This window comes from Massilistercora timonensis (genome assembly GCF_048354975.1).
Classification (GTDB): Bacteria; Bacillota; Clostridia; order Lachnospirales; family Lachnospiraceae; genus Massilistercora; species Massilistercora timonensis.
On the sequence record NZ_DBGCJQ010000078.1, the window covers coordinates 1 to 15,506 of the forward strand.

Consider the following 15,506-nt stretch of genomic DNA (forward strand, 5'->3'; position numbering starts at 1 on the left):
CGGGATCTGCTTTAATTTCGGCTATCTTCCAGGCGGGGATCACCGCGTAATGTCCATTCCGACGCTGGCTGTATTCAAGGACGGAGAGATGGTGAAACGGGAAGTAGGCGCCAAGTCTAAGGCAGAGATCCTGGAGATGCTGGGGTAGGATAAGAAACGGAAAAAAGAAGAAAAGAGCGGGAAAGCGAGGAATGAAATGCTTTCCTGCTCTTTTTTTGCAGAGAGAGCAGGGGTTGAGTCCATATATATATATTTTATATATAACTATATTTATTAAATATTTCACAATATATTATAATTGTCTTATAATTTATCTAAAATAATTTAATTGTGTGCGAATTATGCGCTATTTCTATGTATTATATATATTTTAACATATATCAAAAAGAAGAGGAGGTATGTAGCATGAGTGAGAGCAAACTGATCAAGTGCGGAAAGATGTTTGATGGGATCAACGATACCCTGCAGCCGGATATGGAGATCCTGGTGGAGGGAAATCGGATTTCCGCGGTGGGAAAGGCGCTTGCGTGTCCGGAAGGAACGGAAATGATCGATCTTACAGACTGCACCGTGACGCCGGGAATGATCGATGCCCATGTACACAGCCAGTATATTGACTGGCCGACCAGGAATCATGATATTGTGTACCGGGGAGCGGCCTGGAAGAGTATGTGCCATCTCTATAATGCCAGGGAGTCTCTGTACCGGGGCTTTACCACGATCCGTTCGATCGGAAATTCTACCTATGAGGCGCGGGGAAGCCTTGCGGCGCGGGAGATGATCGATCTTGGGCTTTTCCCAGGAGCCAGAATGGTCGTAACGCCTCACTACATGGCAGACGTAGGGAGCCATGGAGATCATTCTCAGTATCTGCGGACCAACCCGGATCTTGCGGAAGCATTTGCCAAAATGACGCCGACCATCGGGACTGGCGTGGATTTCTTCCGCCATGCAGTACGCAATGAGATTAAAATGGGGGCGGATTTTATCAAGATCATGATCAACGGCGGCTTCAGTACCCCTAACGATACCCCGGATGATCAGCAGCTGAGCGATGAAGAGATCAAGGTCATCATTGATACGGCCCATGCGCTGGGACGGACGGTAACGGCTCACATTTATAATTCTGAGCAGATGAAGAAAGTGGCCTTGATGGGGATCGACGGGATGGAGCATGGTTCTCTGATCACGGAGGATACCGCAAGGGTGATGGAAGAGCGGGATATCTATCTGGTGCCCACCTTCTGTCCTTATGATGACATCATCAATCTGAACGAAGAATCTCTGAAAAAGAAGACGCCTCAGTTCCAGCAGAAGCTGCGTCAGTATTCGGAACGGCTGAAGGCCGGGCGCAAGACGATCATCAACAGCAAGATCCGTCTGGGGTATGGGACAGATTTTGTGGCGGTACATAACGCGTATGAGAATGGATATGAGTACGAATCCTGGCTGAATTCAGGGATCGATCCCTTCCGCGCGCTGAAAGCGGCCACCAGTATCAATGCCGGAATCCTTGGCCTGGAGGATCTGATCGGAACCATCGAACCGGGGAAAGCGGCGGACATCTCCGCCTGGAAGCGGGATCTTCTGACCGATCCGAAGGCGCTGCTGGACTGCGCGTTCGTTATGAAGGACGGAACGGTTTATCCAACAGTAAAGGTAGAATAAGGGAGAAAATCGTGGCGTTAGTTTTGATTTAAGAAAGGAATTTGGCATATGGCGAATGAAGAAAAAAAGTACACAGAACAGGTGTCGGTACGCTGGTACGGCTATATTGTTCTGATCCTTACGATATTGTTTTTCTCAGGAATCTTTTCTTCCGCTGAAGGGCCCATCAAGGCGCTGGACTTTACGAATATTTCCGGTTCCTTTGGCTCCCTGGGAGAGATTACGGAAGACGCGGGAACGTTGGCCTCAGACTTCAGGGGAACCGGCGGAAGCGGCGCGCGGGACGCCTGGCTGTTCGCGCTGACGTTGGTTCCGGCGGTGATGCTGGCCCTTGGCGTGGTGAAGGTGGTGGAGCACCTGGATGGCCTGCGGGCGGCGCAGAAGCTGCTGACCCCATTACTCATGCCCCTTCTGGGGATCCCCGGAATCTGTGGGCTGACGTTGATCGCCAGTCTCCAGTCGACCGACGCGGGAGCATCCATGACGGCGGAATTATTCCAGGATGGGATGATCGATGAGAAGCAGAAGACGATTTTTGCCAGCTTCCAGTTTTCGGCAGGCGCGACACTGACCAATTACCTGTCCTCCTGCGCGGCGCTGTTCCCATTCCTGTCCGTGCCGATCATTATCCCCCTGGTGGTGGTATTTGTATTTAAGTTCTTCGGCGCGAATTTGACGCGGATCTATCTGTATAAATTCTGTAAGGAGGAGATCTGATGGAAGAAAAAGCAAAAGTAAAAGAGCATAAAACGATAGTGGATTCCTTCGTGGAAGGCGCGAGAAACGGATATAAGATCTCCATAAATTCTATGGTTCCAAACGTGCTGTTCGCGTTTGTATTGATCCAGATCCTGAACCTGACAGGGCTTTCAGATATTCTCGGCAAGGTCTGTCAGCCGGTGATGGGACTGTTTGGACTTCCCGGAATCGCGGCAACGGTGCTGATCGCGGGATTCCTTTCGGTGGGCGGCGGCGTAGGCGCGGCGGCAAGCCTGTACGCGGCCGGCTCCCTGGGAAACGACCATATTACGATCCTGATCCCCGGAATCCTGATGATGGGAGCATCTCTTCAGTATATGGGCCGGTGTCTCGGGACGGCAACGGTAAAGAATAAATATTACGTGTTCCTGATCGGAGTAAATATTGTCAATTCTTTACTGTCCATGATCGTGATGAGGGTTATTGTATCGTTTTTCTAATATATAAAATTGCTCCGGTGAGAAGGCAGGTGAAGGATCGCCTGCCTTCTCCATTGCCAGAGAACCGCTGAGTTGCCACCCCAATGCGGGTGTGATATGATAAATTTATCTAGGATCCGGAGGGCAAAATCACCGGAGAAAGTCATAGGATAAAGGGAGTGTAAGCATGAAAACAGAGCAGATATTGCTGGCGCTGGAAATCAGCAGATGCGGGTCTGTTTCAAAGGCGGCGTCAAATCTTTTTATTGCGCAGCCCAATGCCAGTAATTCTCTTGCGCTTCTGGAGCAGGAACTGGGATATCAGATCTTTGAGCGGACTTATAATGGAATGAAGGTTACACAGCAGGGGGAGGCGTTTCTGCAGTATGCATACGCCATTGAGCGGAATATGCAGAAAATGTACCGGGTCAGGGAGCAGGAGACGCGGGTCCGGCTTTCCGTAGTGGCCTATGCCTATCCCTTTGCGGAGCGGGCGTTTACCAAATTTTGTGTTAATTATATTGATACGGCTCATTCTTTGAAATGCCGGCTTCGCCGGATCGGTATGGTGAGTCAAGGCATGGAGTATCTGAAACGGGACGAGGCGGATGTTGCGATCGTGACCTGCCGTCAGGAGCTGTATGGTCAGTTTGAGAAAGAATTTCAGAAGGAAGGATTATATTCGGAAGTGCTCGCCCACACCACGTTATATGTGGTCATGCCGGAAAATCATCCTCTGGCCGGGAGGGAAACGGTGGATCTTGAAGAGTATGCCAAGTATCCTTGTATCTCTAATGAAGGGCTGGATAAGAATTACGCGCCGCCGGAAGTAGAGAAGCTTCTCCGGGAAGTGGATCTTCATATTGTTATGGAGCCGGGGGAGGCCAGATATGAGCTGCTGGAAAATACCAACAGTTTTGTAATCTGTACGCCTTATCAGGAAGAAGAACTGCGCAGGCATAAACTGATCGAGAGGAAGATCCCAAACGCCAATCGGAATCTGGTACTGCTGATGAAGGAGGAAAATCAGCATGATCAGCAGATCCTGCGGTACGTAAGCCTGCTCCGGGAAGAGATAAGCGTGTGGGAGAAAGAAATTCTGTAGCGGAAAGGACAGGGACGTCAGGTGAAATCACTTCAGATCACAGACTGGTGCCATGAGATTTTTGAAAGGTTTGTCCCGGCGGGCGGGGTCTATATCGACGCCACTATGGGACAGGGGCAGGACACCCTGTTCCTCTGCCGTCTGGCAGGGGAAGAGGGGCAGGTCTGGGCTTTCGATATCCAGGGAAAAGCGCTGGAGCTGACCCGGGAGCTTCTGGAACGGGAAGGCATGGATAAGCGGGCCCGGCTGATCCTTTGCGGCCATGAGCATATGGATCGCTACCTTGAGCCGGAGAGGGTGGACGGGATCTGCTTTAATTTCGGCTATCTTCCAGGCGGGGATCACCGCATCGCCACCAGGCCGGAGACCAGCGTGGCGGCGGTGGAGCAGGGACTGAAGCTTCTGAAGCCGGGCGGGATGATGAGTCTTTGCATTTACAGCGGAGGGGATACAGGCTTTGAAGAGCGGGATGCGCTGCTTGCTTTTTTAAGAGAACTGCCTTCCCGCCAGTACACCGTGATCCAGACCCCTTACTATAACCGGAGCGGCCATCCGCCCCTGCCGGTGTTTGTGTTCCGGCAGAAGTAGACGAAGGAATAGAAGACAGGAGGCATTTGGCATATGAAACAGATCGGATTTCTCATCAACCCGGTAGCGGGCATCGGCGGCCAGGCAGGCATGAAAGGAAGCGATGACCGGGCGGGCCGGGAGGACGCTCTGCGCCGGGGGTATCAAAAGACGGCGGCCAGACGGGCCGGGCAGTGCCTGGAGAGTTTTGCAAAGGCGATAAAGCAGGCGGGGCAGAATGCGGACGTTACATTTCTGGCGCCGGAAGGGGAGATGGGCGGCGGGCTTCTGAAGGAATCGCTTTTCCCTTTTCAGACTGTAGGGGAGACGTGTCCTGGGGAGGCCACTACCAGGGAAGATACCATCCGGTTTGCGAAAACTATGAAAGAAGAAGGAGCCGATCTTCTGGTCTTCTGCGGCGGCGACGGGACGGCCAGAGATCTCTGTCAGGCGCTGGGGAGTGAATTTCCCGTTCTTGGAGTCCCTGCCGGAGTGAAGATGTATTCCGCCTGCTTCGCGGTCAATCCCTGGAAGGCGGGGGAACTGCTGGGAGAGTTTGTCCGTGGAAAGCAGATGGCATTCGCCCTGCGGGAAGTCATGGATATCGACGAATCCCGGCTGTCCAGCCGGGAAGTAAGCCCTGCGTTGTACGGTTTTCTGAAGGTCCTGGACGATGGGGCCCATCTGCAGCGGGCCAAGGAGATGAGCCTGGGAGACGGGGAGGAAGCAGAGACGCTGGCAGAGGATATCCTGTCAGAGATGAGGGAGGACACCCTCTATATCATCGGACCGGGCGGCACCACCTACCGGATCAAGGAGAAGCTGCATAGCAAAGGTACGGTCCGGGGCGTGGATCTGGTCAAAGGCGGACAGATCCTGTACAGGGACGCGGATGAGCAGACCATCTGGAGGCTGCTTGGGCAGGCAGAGGAAGCAGAGATCATCGTCACCTGTATCGGGGGAAATGGATTTCTCTTCGGGCGGGGGAACCAGCAGATCAGTCCCAGGATCATAAGAGCTGTGAGAAAAGAACACATCCGGATCGCAGTGACCCGGCAGAAGCTGGCCCATCTGGGAGGAAAGCCCATGCTGGTGGACACCGGCGACCGGGAGACGGACGAGTACCTGAAGGGATATTACAAGATCCGGTTCAATGGCCGGGAGTCGGCCCTGTACCGGGTAGATCGGAATTGATAAATACTTGACGGACATTTTGGCCAGGGAGTAGAATAGAGACAGATAATTGTGGAAAATGTTTGACCACATGTAAGACACGGAAGGAAAGGAGCTGAAGAAACGTGGGAAAAGATTTTATCCATCCCTATATGCCAAACAGCGTTCCCGGGATCAAAGAGGAAATGCTGCAGGAACTGGGAATTAAGAGCGTGGAGGAGATCTATGAGAGTGTGATCCCGGAGGAGCTGCGCTACAAGGAACGGCTGGATCTCCCGGAACCAATCTTAAGCGAGCATGAACTGAAGAAACATGTGAAAGGGATCCTGGACAAGAATGTATCCACAGAGGAGTACACAAGTTTCCTTGGCGCCGGCTGCTACAAGCACCAGGTGCCGGCGCTGTGCGATGAGATCAACTCCAGAGGAGAATTTCTCACCGGATACTGCGGGGATACTTACTCCGATCACGGGAAAATGCAGGCCATCTTTGAGTACGCCAGTATGATGGGAGAGCTTCTGGACGCGGATGTGGTAAGTTATACCAACTATGACGGCGGCCAGGCAGTGTCTTCTTCCCTGCGTATCGCCCTGCGGGTGATGGAAGGGCGGGGGACGCCAAAGACCATGCTGCTGGTGCCCTCTACCATGAATCCGGAGATCTACTCTCAGGCGGACGCCTACTGCCGGAATCTGGCCCAGGTCCAGAAGGTGGCTTATGAGCCGGAGACCGGGCTTATGGATCTTGCGGATCTGGAAGAGAAGCTTCGGACCGGTCAGGTGGCGGCGGTGTTCTATGAGAACCCTTCCTATCTGGGCTTTTTTGAGACCAGGGGACAGGAGATCGCGGATCTGGCCCACCGGTACGGAGCCCTTTGTATCGCCCAGCCGGAAGTGGCGGCTCTTGGGATCATGGAGAGCCCCATGAACCAGGGGGCGGACATTGTGTGCGGCGACATCCAGCCTCTGGGCATGCACATCCAGTTTGGCGGCGGTCAGGCAGGATTCATCGCCTGCCAGCAGGATGTGGAACTGATCCGGCAGTTCCCCACCTATATGTACGGCATCGCCGAGACCGGGGAGGAAGGAAAATACGGCTGGGGCCGGGCTATGAACTACCGGTGTTCCCATGGAAGCCGGGAGAATGCCAATGAGTATTTTGGAACAGAGACGGGCCTGTGGGGGATCACAGCCGGCGTCTACCTGGCCAGCATGGGTCCTCAGGGCATGTATGAACTGGGGGAGACCATCATCCAGAATGTGAATTATGCTATTGGAAAATTGTCGGAAATACCCGGGATCCGCGCCAATGTATTTAAGAACAGCAATTTCCAGGAGTTTGTAGTAGATTTTACCAAAACCGGGAAAACGGTGCAGGAGATCAATAAGGCCCTTCTTGGAGAGAAGATCTTCGGCGGCAAAGACTTAAGCAAAGATTTCCCCTGGCTTGGGCAGAGCGCGTTGTACTGTGTGTCTGAGCTTACCACCGCGGACGACATCGAACATCTGGCAGAAGTATTACAAAGGATCGTAAGGGGGTGCTAAGTATGGGATATCAGGAGAGAAAACGAGATTTTCATGAGGCAAGATGGGACGAGCCCATCATTATGGAACTTGGAAGCCCCGGAGAGCGGGGCGTGCTGGTGCCAAAGGCAGACCCCCGGGTGGCAAAGGCCACCGGAACTGTGGAGGACTTACTGCCGGCGGGTTTAAAGAGGAAGAAAGCGCCCAAACTTCCGGAGATGTCCCAGATGCAGGTGCTGCGCCACTATATGAGGCTGTCTCAGGAGACCATCGGGACAGATATCAATATCGACATCGGTCTTGGCACCTGTACCATGAAGTACAGCCCTAAGGTAAATGAGCAGCTGGTGCGCTCTGAGAAGCTGCAGGAGCTCCATCCCTGCCAGGACGAGAGTACCGTCCAGGGGATCCTGGAGATCATGTACCGGGAAGCAGAATATCTGAAAGCCATCTCCGGTATGGCCAAAGTCAGCCTCCAGCCTTCCGGCGGAACCCAGGCCATCTTCGCCAATGTGGAGACCATCCGGGCTTACCATGAGGCCCGGGGAGAGGGGCAGCAGAGAAATGAGATCATCACCACCATCCTGTCCCATCCCGGGAATCCGGGGGCGGCGGCCACATTGGGATACAAGGTGATCACCCTGTATCCGGATGAAAACGGGATTCCGGATATCGAGGCCCTGAAGGCAGCAGTCTCTGAGCATACGGCGGCCCTGATGATCACCAACCCGGAGGACACCGGCATTTACAATGAGAAGATCAGAGAATTTGTGGACATTGTCCATGAGGCAGGCGGCCTATGCGTTTATGACCAGGCCAACTTAAACGGCCTGTTTGGCCTGACCCGGGCAAGGGACGCGGGATTCGACATGTGCCATTACAACCTGCACAAATCCTTCTCCTCCCCCCACGGCTGTCAGGGACCGGGGGCAGGCGCCCAGTGCGTGTCGGAGGAACTGGCCAAATATGTGGCCGCGCCCACGGTAGAGTTTGACGGGGAGAAGTATTACCTGGATTACCAGCGGCCGGACAGCATCGGGAAGCTGCGGAAATTCTACGGGGTTCCCGCGGTACTGGTGCGGGCCTACGCCTACATTCGCAGCCTGGGACCGGACGGGATCAAGCAGATCGCGGAACTGTCCATCCTGAACAATAACTATATGCTGAAGAAGCTGCTGGAGATCGACGGATTGTCCATGCCCATGGCGGAGGGCAAGTACCGTCTGGAGCAGGCAAGGCTCAGCTGGAAGAAGCTGACCGACGAGACAGGGGTCACCACCGACGATATCTGTCGGCGGATCGTGGATTACGGCTTCCAGGATTATTTTGCCAGCCATCATCCCAGGATCATCCCGGAGCCCTTTACACCGGAGCCGGTGGAGACTTACTCCAAGGATGATATCGATGAGTTTGTGGCGGCCTTTAAAGTGATCGCCGAAGAGGCCAGGACCAACCCGGAGATCGTGAAGACGGCGCCCCACAATGCGGCGCTGGCCACCCAGATCCAGGAAGAGTACCTGACGGAGTGGGAGAAATTCGCCACCACCTGGCGAGGGTATCTGAAATACGTGAAGAAATAGAGAAAGACTTAAAAGACAAGGGCTGGAACATTCCCGGGAGGGAGTGTTCCAGCCCTTAATTGTTACCCGGCAGTTTCCAGACTGATGATCCGGGTGGCGACAGTCTCCCGGAAGGCGGCGTCATGCTCCACCAGAAGCATGGTGGGGGCAAATTCCTGGATCAGTTCTTCGATCTGCATGCGGGAATACACGTCGATGAAGTTAAGAGGCTCATCCCATATGTACAGATGGGCCTTTTCGCAGAGACTTCTTGCGATCAGTACCTTCTTCTTCTGCCCGCCGGAGAAGTTTTCTATATTTTTTTCAAACTGTACCCGCTCAAAATCCAGTTTTCGAAGGATGGCTTTAAACAGGCTTTCATCCAGATGAAATTTCCCGGCGAAGTCCGACAATGTGCCGGCCAGGTGGGAAGTGTCCTGGGGTACATAGGAGAGGATCAGGCCGGCTGCCGTGGTCACGGTCCCGGTGTGTTGGATGGGAGCGCCGGTCAGCAGTTTCAGAAGGCTGCTCTTGCCGCTGCCGTTTCTCCCGTCCAGGAAGATCCGCTCTCCCTGCCGGATGTGGAAGGTTACAGGCGGACAGACGGCCTGTCCGTCATAGAGGACGGACACCTGGGTAAAAGAGGCAAGGGTGTCCGCATGGTGTTCCAGTGGATTGATCTTCAGGGCTTCCGCAGTCTCTGTGTCTTTCAGCAAGCTGGCTTTCTGAAGGAGGGCCTTTTGCTGCCGCTCTTCTATGGCTTTGGAACGCTTCATCATCTTTGCCGCTTTGTGCCCCACATAGCCCTTGTCAGCCGCGCCGATCTTGGAGGCTTCCACCCGGTCGGACCAGACGGCGGAGCGCCTGGCGGACTGCTGCAGGCGGCGGATGTCCTTTTTCAGCCGCTGGTTCTGCGCCAGTTCAAATTCCTGTTGGCGGCTGAAATTCTCCATCCAGGAGGAAAAATTCCCGCTCTGGACGTCGATGGTAGACCGGTTGAGAGACAGGATGTGGTCCACACATCCGTCCAGGAACCGGCGGTCGTGGGACACCAGGATAAATCCTTTCTTTTTCTTCAGATACCGGGAGACCTTCTCCCTTGCGGCGGCGTCCAGGTGGTTGGTGGGCTCGTCGATCAGGAGAAAATGCCCCTGGTTCAGGAAAAGGGCCGCCAGGAGTGTCTTGGTCTGTTCCCCGTTGGAAAGAGTCTCAAAGGGTCGCCACAGTACCTCTGTATTCACGTCCAAAAGGGATAATTCCCGCATCAGCTCCCATTCTTCTGCCACAGGGCAAACCTGTTGCAGCACGTCTTCTGTCAGGAGAGACTTGTCAGGGACAGGATAGGGGAAATAGTCAAACTCTACGGAGCTTATAATCTTGCCGCTATACTCATATTTTCCAAGGAGGAGGTTCAAAAAGGTGGTCTTTCCCCTGCCGTTTCTTCCAATAAAACCAAGCTTCCAGTCAGTATCGATCTGAAAGCTGACATGGTCAAAAACAGGGTCATAGCTGGAAGGGTAAGAAAAGCAAAGATCTTCTACCCGGATCATAGACATAAGAACGCACCTCCTTTTGTTGCTGTGGAAAGAACTTTACCACAGTTTCTTTCCGAAAACAAGGGCAAAAGGATTTGCCATTTTGTAAGAGATGAATTAAACTGAGACTAATGGATTTTATTGACCAGAACAGGAAATGACAGGAGGATGGGATCATGAGAAGAAAAGATCGTGAAGTGACAGATAAAAAGGAGATCCAGAGGATCCTGGAGACATGCAAGGTGTGCAGGATCGGCCTGCCGGAAGAGGACGGCGTCTATATTGTGCCCATGAATCACGGGTATTGCTTTGAGGAAGGGAAGCTGGTGCTGTATTTCCATGGCTCCAGGGAAGGAAAGAAGATGGAGATGGTGCGCACAAACCCTGCGGTGGGGATTGAGATGGACTGTGACCACGAACTGGTGGAGGGGCGGCTTGCCTGCCAGCACAGCTACCACTTTTCCAGTATTGTAGGGAAAGGGAAGGCCAGAGAGATCACAGAGCCGGAAGAGAAGCTTTTGGCCCTGGGGCTTATTATGAAGCATCAGACAGGGAAAGACTTTGACGAGTTCCAGACCAATCCCAGACTGGAGAAGGCAGTGGCAGTGATCCGGGTGGATGTGGAGGAATATACCTGTAAGAAGTACGTATAGTTTCTAAATAGTATTTCGCCTTGACATCATGCTGTTTCATAGAATATAATAATTTCACCAAATCGGTGAAAGCGGTGAAAATAATGAAACACAATTATACAAAAAAACAATATGAACAGTTGGCAAGAGAACAGTTTTGCAGGTCTTTAAATGAGATACCATTTGTCTCAGATGTTGAGATTATTTCAACAGGAACGCAGAAGGGGTTTGGAGATTTCCGGGCGATTGTTCATTTTACAGATGAAGAACCGCCGGTCAATTTCTGGATAGAAGTTAAGTCCAATGGGGAGAAGCGGTATGTCAATGAATTCATGATTATGGCTGCTCAACATGGTGACAGTAAGGACTGTTATGTTTTTATGGCTCCTTATATTTCAGAGGAATCGGCAGTTGCTATTGAGAGTCAGGGATATAGTTATATGGATTTATCCGGAAATTGTTATATTTTGACCAGAAGAATTATTCTTTATGTAAGGGGCCTTGCCAATAAATATATTGAAAAGAGGGAAAAGAGAAATTATTTTTCGAAAACATCCAGCGCAGCTTCTGCAATTATGAGAACCATGTTAGAAGAACCGGGGCGGGAGTGGCTGGTGAAAAGTCTTGCAGAACAGACAGGAAAAGCTATTGGGATGGTATCCAATGTGAAGCGGTTTCTGCAGGACAGAGCCTGGATAGAGGAAGGAGAACAGGGGTATCATCTTTGCGGTATTCGGGAAATGCTTTATGCCTGGGCAAGAGATTATCACGAAAAAGAAGCCAGAGTTTATGAATATTATTCACTGGATCCTCTGCCGCAGTTAGAGCGGAGAATTTCTGAATGGAGTGAAAATCATGATGAAAGTGCACTTTTAGGTGGATTTTCAGCAGCTGCGCGGTATGCGCCAACGGTAAGATACAAGAAGGCAGAAGTTTATGTGGAACAAGCTTTTCTAAATGAATTTGTCAAAGACTTGCAATTAGAGCCGGTTCAATCAGGTGGGAACATTGTGATAACGGTTCCTCATGACGAGACGCCGTGTATGTTTGGAAGAAAGATTCATGATGATTTAGTTACATCGCCGGTTCAGACGGTGATAGATCTGCTTGGAAAGCCAGGGAGAGGAGAAGAGGCGGCAGAAACAATTATCACAAAAGAGTACGAAAGGTGATGAAGATGGCAGTGCAAGACAAAGAACTGCAAGCAGCTGTTGATTATTCGGCAGGACAAAAAGAAGCAGCATACAGGGTGCTGGGAGAGATTGTCAATTTGCTGGGAGAATATTCAGAGCATATTCGAATTATCGGCGGCTGGGTCCCGGCATTGTTGTACCCGGACAGCGACCATATTTGGTCTATTGATGTAGATGTACTCTTGGATCAGCAGCAAATAAGAAAAGCAGAAAGTTAACAGAAACCGGGAATTGATTCAGACCATGTGTCGGAAGCTTGATGAAAAATTCGCTTCGGCTGCGCATGCCGGTCCTGTGGATGTATCAGCTTTTCTGGGGATAACGGATGAAGAAGAACAGGCGTATGTTCGGCAGGATGCGTATCAAAAAGCGCATTATCTGGTAAACAGATTAAAAGAGGATAAATAAAGGAGGAGTTTTATGAAATCCTATCGCAAAGAATTACATTTCCATCTCCCCACCAGGCGGGGCCTGGTGAATATCACCCGGGAGGTGCAAAAGGCGGTGATGGAAAGCGGAGTTAAAGAAGGGCTGGTGCTGGTCAATGCCATGAACATTACCGCCAGCGTGTTCATCAATGACGATGAGAGCGGGCTCCATCAGGATTATGAGAAGTGGCTGGAGGGACTGGCGCCGGAGAAGCCCTACAGCCAGTACCGCCACAATGGCTATGAGGACAATGCGGACGCTCATTTGAAGCGGACGATCATGGGCCGGGAGACGGTGGTGGCCATCACGGAAGGCCGGCTGGACTTTGGAACCTGGGAGCAGATCTTCTACTATGAGTTTGACGGGAAGCGGGATAAGCGTGTGCTGATCAAGGTGATCGGGGAGTAGTTTGTATGGCGGATGCACCCCAGTTCCGCCCGCGCCCCGTGTCATTCGCAAAATCCGCTCCTGACGGAGCTTACTCCCGGCCTGGCGGCCGAGATTTTGCTCATTTGTGGGCGCTCCACTCATACAAAACCATGTTCGAAACTTCATGCGAGCATGAGTTTCAAACATAGTTTGTATGGCGGAACTGGTTTTTTGTGAATTAATGCTTTAAATCGGCAAAGTATTGTGTTATACTTATCTGGAAACCGGGCGCAGAGGGGATTTTGCGCCTGCTTTTCGTAGAATATCGGTTGCCATGAAGGAGGAAGCACGATGATATGGGCAAAGGAAGAGACTCTTCCAAGAGCTGAGATCGAGAAGATTCAGCTGGAGAAATTGAAGCAGACGGTACACTACATCTATGAGAGAGTAGAGCCGTACCGCAGGAAAATGGAAGACGCAGGAGTGAAGCCGGAGGACATCCAGAGTCTGGATGATCTGAAGAAGCTTCCATTTACATATAAGGCGGATTTCCGGGATAATTATCCTATGGGGCTTTTCGCTGTGGACAAGAAGGATCTGGTCCGGTTCCACGCAAGTTCCGGGACCACCGGGAAACCCACCGTAGTAGGATACACCAGGAAGGATCTGGATGTGTGGCTTGGAAATGTGGCCCGCATCGCCTGTATGGGAGGCGCTACGCCGGATGACGTGGCCCAGATCTCCTTTGGCTACGGCACATTTACAGGAGCCCTGGGGCTCCACGGAGGACTGGAACTTCTGGGGGCGTCTGTGATCCCCATGTCTTCCGGCAATACCAAGAAGCAGATCATGTTCATGCAGGATATGGGGACTACCCTTCTGGTGGCGACTCCGTCCTATGCTCTTCATCTGGGCGAGGAGATCCGGGCCAGGGGACTTGATCCGGCTAAAGACCTGAAGGTGCGTATCGGCCTGTTTGGCGGAGAGGGTATGACCGAGCCTATGCGGGATGAGATGCACAAGGTCTGGGGCGATCAGTTCTTCTGCACCCAGAATTACGGGATGAGCGAGCTGTGCGGACCGGGCGTGGCCGGAGAGTGCGAGGCCCTGCAGGGAATGCACATCAATGAAGACTGGTTTATTCCGGAAGTGATCGATCCCAAGACGGGAGAGGTTCTGGCGCCGGGCGAGCGGGGCGAACTGGTGGTAACCTGTCTGGGGAAAGAAGCGCTGCCGCTGGTGCGCTACCGTACCGGAGACATGACCCGGCTGTTCTATGAGCCCTGCAGCTGCGGGCGGACCACGGTCAGGATGGAGAACCTGTCCGGCCGGGCAGATGATATGCTGGTGATCCGGGGCGTGAATGTATTCCCCACTCAGATCGAGGAAGTACTGCTTCAGATCCCGGAGATCGGTCCTCACTATGAGATTCTGGTTGAGCGCAAGAACCGCCTGGATGTGATGACCATCACGGTAGAACTGGTGGACGACCGGCTTTTGGACAGCTATTCCAAGCTCAGCGAACTGGAGCAGAAGATCAAGAAGGGGCTGAAAGCCCAGCTTGGACTGGCCACCCAGATCAAACTGGTGGCGCCCTATTCGCTGCAGCGGTTTGAGGGCAAGGCGAAGCGAGTAACAGATTTACGAAAGGATGGATTATAAAATGGGGAAAAAGGTGATTATGCTTGGCAATGAGGCTATTGCCAGAGGCGCTTATGAGGCGGGAGTAAAGGTGTCCGCCGCATATCCTGGGACGCCCAGCACAGAGATCAGTGAGAGCCTGGTACAGTACCGGGACGATCTGTACTGTGAGTGGTCGCCCAATGAGAAAGTAGCCACAGAGGTTGCCATTGGAGCTTCTGTGTCGGGTGTGAGGGCCATGGCCTGTATGAAGCATGTGGGATTCAACGTGGCGGCAGATCCGGCCTACACGGTTTCTTATATGGGAGTCAATGGCGGTCTGGTGATCGTGGTTGCCGACGATCCGGGGCTTTACAGCTCCCAGAATGAACAGGATACCCGGATGGTGGCAAGAGCGGCGCAGCTGCCGGTGCTGGAGCCTTCCGACAGCAGTGAGGCCAAGGAATATATGAAGCTGGCTTTTGAACTGAGCGAGAAGTTTGACCGGCCCTTTGTATTCCGTACCACCACAAGACTGGCTCATTCTCAGGGGCTGGTGGAACTGGGAGAGCGGGAATGTCCGGAGGACAAACCTTATGTAAAGAATATCCAGAAGACGGTTATGATGCCAGGCAACGCCAAGCTCCGCCATGTGGAGATCGAGAAGCGGAACCTGGAGCTTCAGGAGGCGGCCGATACCCTGCCTATCAATACCGTTGAGATGAACGACACAAAGATCGGAGTCATCACCAGCGGGATCCCCTATCAGTATGTAAAGGAGGCCCTGCCCAACGCCTCGGTGCTGAAGCTTGGCATGGTGAATCCGCTGCCCAGGAAGATGATCGAAGAGTTTGCTTCCAAAGTGGAGAAGCTCTATATTGTAGAGGAATTGGATCCGGTGATCGAGGAACAGGTAAGATCCTGGGGGATCCAGGCTGTCGGCAAGGAGATCTTC

The 15,506-nt window shown here is 52.5% G+C and carries 15 protein-coding genes and 1 pseudogene; 15 read left to right on the top strand and 1 reads right to left on the bottom strand.

Annotated elements, in window-relative coordinates; translation table 11 throughout:
- The first annotated feature begins 4 nt into the window (after positions 1–4).
- From ACML7B_RS07450 to gcvPB, 9 genes are all read left to right on the top strand, one after another.
- Positions 5–148, top strand: coding sequence for a hypothetical protein (locus ACML7B_RS07450; RefSeq protein ID WP_418540335.1), 144 nt, complete (start codon positions 5–7; stop codon positions 146–148).
- Positions 149–405: 257 nt separating this feature from the next.
- Positions 406–1,668, top strand: a complete 1,263-nt coding sequence (locus ACML7B_RS07455) for an amidohydrolase family protein (protein ID WP_346707906.1) — start codon at positions 406–408, stop codon at positions 1,666–1,668.
- A 48-nt stretch (positions 1,669–1,716) separates the two neighbouring features.
- Positions 1,717–2,385: a nucleoside recognition domain-containing protein gene (locus tag ACML7B_RS07460; protein ID WP_346707907.1), complete on the top strand. Its 669-nt coding sequence runs from the start codon at positions 1,717–1,719 to the stop codon at positions 2,383–2,385.
- Positions 2,385–2,867, top strand: coding sequence for a YjiG family protein (locus tag ACML7B_RS07465; protein WP_346707908.1), 483 nt, complete (start codon positions 2,385–2,387; stop codon positions 2,865–2,867). Before ACML7B_RS07460 ends, ACML7B_RS07465 begins: the two co-directional genes overlap by 1 nt.
- Before the next feature lie 166 nt (positions 2,868–3,033).
- Positions 3,034–3,951, top strand: coding sequence for a LysR family transcriptional regulator (locus ACML7B_RS07470; protein WP_106789963.1), 918 nt, complete (start codon positions 3,034–3,036; stop codon positions 3,949–3,951).
- 21 nt (positions 3,952–3,972) lie between these two features.
- Positions 3,973–4,539 (top strand): tRNA (mnm(5)s(2)U34)-methyltransferase, encoded by a 567-nt coding sequence (locus ACML7B_RS07475; RefSeq protein WP_418540316.1) that lies wholly within the window; start codon positions 3,973–3,975, stop codon positions 4,537–4,539.
- 33 nt (positions 4,540–4,572) lie between these two features.
- A complete protein-coding gene (locus ACML7B_RS07480; RefSeq protein WP_418540318.1) occupies positions 4,573–5,712 on the top strand; it encodes an ATP-NAD kinase family protein in 1,140 nt (379 codons plus the stop codon).
- A gap of 104 nt (positions 5,713–5,816) precedes the next feature.
- Complete coding sequence (gene gcvPA, locus ACML7B_RS07485) at positions 5,817–7,235, top strand: aminomethyl-transferring glycine dehydrogenase subunit GcvPA (protein WP_418540321.1); 1,419 nt, start codon at positions 5,817–5,819, stop codon at positions 7,233–7,235.
- 2 nt (positions 7,236–7,237) lie between these two features.
- Positions 7,238–8,794, top strand: a complete 1,557-nt coding sequence (gcvPB, locus tag ACML7B_RS07490; protein WP_346707912.1) for an aminomethyl-transferring glycine dehydrogenase subunit GcvPB — start codon at positions 7,238–7,240, stop codon at positions 8,792–8,794.
- Between the two features lie 62 nt (positions 8,795–8,856).
- On the opposite strand, the gene ACML7B_RS07495 is transcribed toward gcvPB, so the two are convergent.
- Positions 8,857–10,329, bottom strand: a complete 1,473-nt coding sequence (locus ACML7B_RS07495) for an Lsa family ABC-F type ribosomal protection protein (RefSeq protein WP_418540324.1) — start codon at positions 10,327–10,329, stop codon at positions 8,857–8,859.
- 155 nt (positions 10,330–10,484) lie between these two features.
- Between ACML7B_RS07495 and ACML7B_RS07500 the strand changes: the two genes are divergently transcribed.
- The 6 genes and pseudogenes from ACML7B_RS07500 to ACML7B_RS07525 all read left to right on the top strand — a co-directional run.
- Complete coding sequence (locus ACML7B_RS07500) at positions 10,485–10,961, top strand: pyridoxamine 5'-phosphate oxidase family protein (protein ID WP_106789968.1); 477 nt, start codon at positions 10,485–10,487, stop codon at positions 10,959–10,961.
- Positions 10,962–11,044: 83 nt separating this feature from the next.
- Positions 11,045–12,112 (top strand): type IV toxin-antitoxin system AbiEi family antitoxin, encoded by a 1,068-nt coding sequence (locus ACML7B_RS07505; RefSeq protein WP_418540327.1) that lies wholly within the window; start codon positions 11,045–11,047, stop codon positions 12,110–12,112.
- Complete coding sequence (locus tag ACML7B_RS07510; protein WP_418540329.1) at positions 12,112–12,351, top strand: hypothetical protein; 240 nt, start codon at positions 12,112–12,114, stop codon at positions 12,349–12,351. The genes ACML7B_RS07505 and ACML7B_RS07510 overlap by 1 nt, the downstream gene beginning before the upstream one ends.
- Before the next feature lie 202 nt (positions 12,352–12,553).
- The gene (locus tag ACML7B_RS07515) at positions 12,554–12,970 is read left to right on the top strand and encodes a secondary thiamine-phosphate synthase enzyme YjbQ (protein WP_418540332.1); all 417 of its coding nucleotides are present in this window, start codon (positions 12,554–12,556) and stop codon (positions 12,968–12,970) included.
- Positions 12,971–13,282: 312 nt separating this feature from the next.
- Entirely contained in the window at positions 13,283–14,593 is a 1,311-nt protein-coding gene (locus tag ACML7B_RS07520) for a phenylacetate--CoA ligase family protein (RefSeq protein ID WP_106789970.1), read from the top strand.
- A gap of 1 nt (position 14,594) precedes the next feature.
- Positions 14,595–15,506: pseudogene (locus tag ACML7B_RS07525) on the top strand (indolepyruvate ferredoxin oxidoreductase subunit alpha); the annotation flags it as partial.

Excerpts from the sequence above, each read along its gene's own strand:
- ACML7B_RS07500 (WP_106789968.1), top strand. The coding sequence starts at position 10,485 with ATGAGAAGAAAAGATCGTGAAGTGACAGATAAAAAGGAGATCCAGAGG.
- ACML7B_RS07460 (WP_346707907.1), top strand. The coding sequence starts at position 1,717 with ATGGCGAATGAAGAAAAAAAGTACACAGAACAGGTGTCGGTACGCTGG.
- ACML7B_RS07515 (WP_418540332.1), top strand. The coding sequence starts at position 12,554 with ATGAAATCCTATCGCAAAGAATTACATTTCCATCTCCCCACCAGGCGG.
- ACML7B_RS07505 (WP_418540327.1), top strand. The coding sequence starts at position 11,045 with ATGAAACACAATTATACAAAAAAACAATATGAACAGTTGGCAAGAGAA.
- ACML7B_RS07495 (WP_418540324.1), bottom strand. The coding sequence starts at position 10,329 with ATGTCTATGATCCGGGTAGAAGATCTTTGCTTTTCTTACCCTTCCAGC.
- gcvPB (WP_346707912.1), top strand. The coding sequence starts at position 7,238 with ATGGGATATCAGGAGAGAAAACGAGATTTTCATGAGGCAAGATGGGAC.
- ACML7B_RS07520 (WP_106789970.1), top strand. The coding sequence starts at position 13,283 with ATGATATGGGCAAAGGAAGAGACTCTTCCAAGAGCTGAGATCGAGAAG.
- ACML7B_RS07470 (WP_106789963.1), top strand. The coding sequence starts at position 3,034 with ATGAAAACAGAGCAGATATTGCTGGCGCTGGAAATCAGCAGATGCGGG.
- ACML7B_RS07510 (WP_418540329.1), top strand. The coding sequence starts at position 12,112 with ATGAAGATGGCAGTGCAAGACAAAGAACTGCAAGCAGCTGTTGATTAT.
- ACML7B_RS07465 (WP_346707908.1), top strand. The coding sequence starts at position 2,385 with ATGGAAGAAAAAGCAAAAGTAAAAGAGCATAAAACGATAGTGGATTCC.
- ACML7B_RS07455 (WP_346707906.1), top strand. The coding sequence starts at position 406 with ATGAGTGAGAGCAAACTGATCAAGTGCGGAAAGATGTTTGATGGGATC.
- ACML7B_RS07480 (WP_418540318.1), top strand. The coding sequence starts at position 4,573 with ATGAAACAGATCGGATTTCTCATCAACCCGGTAGCGGGCATCGGCGGC.